The organism is Moorena sp. SIO4E2 (assembly GCF_010671945.1).
GTDB classification, from domain to species: Bacteria; Cyanobacteriota; Cyanobacteriia; order Cyanobacteriales; family Coleofasciculaceae; genus Moorena; species Moorena producens.
The window spans coordinates 1-3,376 of sequence record NZ_JAAHIE010000677.1; the positions used below are offsets into that span (position 1 = coordinate 1).

Annotated in this window: 2 protein-coding genes; both read right to left on the reverse strand. The window is 40.8% G+C overall.

The features are described from left to right. Window positions 1-2,761: DUF4114 domain-containing protein (locus F6K37_RS35240; RefSeq protein WP_287255509.1), on the reverse strand; the 2,761-nt coding region annotated here is incomplete at its 3' end. A gap of 132 nt (window positions 2,762-2,893) precedes the next feature. Continuing rightward, complete coding sequence (locus F6K37_RS35245; RefSeq protein ID WP_287255510.1) at window positions 2,894-3,211, reverse strand: hypothetical protein; 318 nt, start codon at window positions 3,209-3,211, stop codon at window positions 2,894-2,896. Window positions 3,212-3,376 lie beyond the last annotated feature (165 nt).

Consider the following 3,376-nt stretch of genomic DNA (forward strand, 5'->3'; position numbering starts at 1 on the left):
GTTTGCTCTTCCAATCTATTTCAGGTCGAGCTTGGATCTGCTCAAGTCTTTGAATTGCTTGATCTGCTTGAATTAAACCAGAGCCTGTTGCATTATCAATTCCTGGATCTAAGTCAGGAGTATAGGGATTCTCCATATCCAGAGCACTTTCTTGTATTGCACGATAAAGTATGTCAGGAGGAGTGCCTGGAAATGCTTGCAGCATCAGAGCAGCTACACCAGCAGCATGGGGAGCAGCAGCAGAGGTACCAAAAAAATTTGGGAAATTATCTGGTTCAAAGTCATTATCGTCTACGCCATCTCCGTCATTATCTACAAATGCAGGGAAGAATGTTGTATTGGTTCCATGAGGAGCCACAATTTCAGGCTTTTGACGGATTTCCGGAGTTACTAGCCGATTACCTGATTGGTCAAACAAAATAGTGGTAGGCCCAATTGAGGAGCTTGGTGCTAAAGTAGTTGGATTTCTATAGAACCCTGACCCAACAGCCATTGCACCAACTGCTGCATGATGTCCATATACTGTCGGTGAATTAGTAGAAAATTCATTAATTACTGTTGCTCCTGAACCTGGGTTGAAAAGAATATATTTCAGATTTCTAGGAGCATCTCCGCGAGGGTTCGTGATTGCAAGGTTGAATTGGGCTGGTATTGGATTCCCATTAGCATCTGTATTTCTGTTGGTAAATCTAAGAACCTCTACTGCATCTCGACCAATATTTCGATCTGTACTTCTTGCTAAAACTCGATTACCAGTGTTGTCAAGTAAATAAATATCAAGATCGCTAGTTGCACCCCCACTTTCAGGACTAGCAGAAAGAAATGGAGAATCCCACTGCAAAGAAACAACCAAGTTGGCATTCCCCGGAATCGTAATTTGTTGTAAAGTGTCTACACCTGGTCCTGGATTAAAATCATGAGCCACAGAACCTTGAATACGTTGACCACTAGAGACGAATGAGCTTTCATAGGAGTTATTAGCTTGGTTACCAGCACTTGAGAAGTATGCAACGCCTTGAGTCACGACTTCATCAACAGCTTGTGCAATAATTCCATCTTGGAACATTGGCTCAGCGTAGATACTAAGATCATCGACAATTATGTTAGCACCAGCATCATCCATTAATTCTTTAATTCCGTTAGCAAAATTAGCTGTGCCATTGAAACCTGTATGGAATGCTAAACCAGCACCAGGAGCTACATCATGTATGAGTTGTGACATAGCACGACCTTCATCTGTATCCCTAGAAGAGCCTTCTTCCAAGATATTTACAACTGCCGTGAATCCATTAGGATTGTTAACTCCTGGAAGATCTCCACTCCGTATGTCATTAACTTCTCCTCCCAATACGTTGTAACTATCTGAGATAACTCCTACAGTCACTCCAGCTCCATTTACATTGAAGTTTTGGCGTGCATCATTAGAATTGATAGCTTGGTCAATCTGGCTAATAGGAGCTCCTGCATCAGCAGCTCCTATGTTAGTTAATGGCTGATATGCTGGCTTTGCAAAGGCTAGGCTGTTCAAAGCAGATACTTCATTGATTAATTCAATTGGTAGTAGCCCTGACACAACTGATTTAAATGCCACACCTTGTTGTAAGCCTAACGCTGTGAGGTCATTTAGCAGCGTATCTGCATCGTCAAATGCAACAGCATCGATAACGACCTTTCCTTCATTAACTTGTAACAAGAAGTTATCTGGCTCAAATTCTGAACTTGATTCATTTGTTTGTTGATGAGCGATATATTCCAATTGAAGCTCAACGAGATCAAAACCTACTTTAGAGCCAGACGTATCTGGATCACTCAACTGGAAGTAATCAACTAACGCTTCACCTAAGTCTGTATTTTGCCAATTACTTTCTGGAGTCACTATCTCACTGAGTAATGTTGCCTCTCCTGTTGCCCCTATAACTTTAAAAATCAAGTCGTTATAATCACTATCCGGTTTACCCCACTGGTCATCGAATCCAAAAGTATGTCCATGACCTGTAATATCTACCATTGTTCCCAGACCATAAACATCCTCTGAGTCAGCAGCCGTCATCGAGAACAATGGACGTTTAGAACCGTCAAGACTCGGATCCTCAAAAACTTGCTGAACCTTGCCTTTGGGAACAAACAAGATGCCAAATTCATCCCCAGGATTCATGGCAAATGTCTTGACATCCTGATGTTCTCCACGATTCCAATTTTCTTTTTCATGTTCTCCTAAAATACCACTAAATCGTGCCCCTTCTTTTAGATCATAAATTACCACATGACCTAACTCTGAACCAATCAGAGCGCGACGAGCAGCTTCTCGAATAAATGCTTCTGAACCGGGTTCAAATTCAGCCATATCTTCTAAACTGAAGATGGCTAATTCTCCTTTGTATTTGCCCCCATCAAATAAGAAATCAACTGCAATATCGCCATCTGCTCCGACTGTGAAAACTCCTGAATCAAATTCAGAAGTATCCAAATCATCAAGATTTCCTACTAATGTCTCTGAGTTACTTGTACCCGTCAGTAAATCGCTGCCGTCTTGATTAGCTTGAGGTTCCGTAGCGGTTGTTTCCAAGTTCAAATTTAGGTCATTTGTTAAGTCAGAATGGTCAGAAATCAAGAGTTGATCTGAATCCAGGTCTGAACTGTTAAGGGAAAGTAATTGTTCAGAAGGACTGAAATTCAGAGAACTGTTAGAGCTTTCTAAGTTCTGGTCTAAACTCAGCAAAGTATTTTCCGAGTTGGAGAAAGGTTCAAAAATATCCAGCACAAATCCTCCTATCCATTGTCGGATTGGTAAAATACTGATCAGCCATTTTTGCGGCGGGCTTAAATTAGCCTTCCGTTGAATACATCAATATATCGGTGGTTTTGAAAAAAACTGTGCAAAACCTGATCTAAGTCAACTGATAAAATCCTGTGAAAGGTACACTCTGTTGTTACTTGCCGCAAATGCAGCATTTGCTCCATTTAGTTCATCAGCAGAGCGAATCTCAAAGGTTGGCAACCAGCTCCAATCTCTAAATGCAAAGCTCTGGCGCAGCTTTTCTAGCTTTTCAGCATCAAAGCGATCACCAAAAACCTCTGTTATCTTCTGCTCAAACTGCTCATCCACTCCAAAGGCAGCCAAAATATCTAACGATTGCTCAATTGCTCCATCCAAAGCTAGTTGAGCTGGGATATCCAAAAACTCAGTTCCAACCAAATGGATTTTTGCCATAATTGTCCCCTCTATGAACAAGAATCTAGTTCAGGGTAAAGGCATTTAATTTTTTAAATCCTATATATAGTGTTTGTTTAATTAAAAAACACTATATGTATAAAAATCATTGTCAATAAGCACAATAAGACCGGGTTTATTGAGAACTATACCTGGTTTATTGAC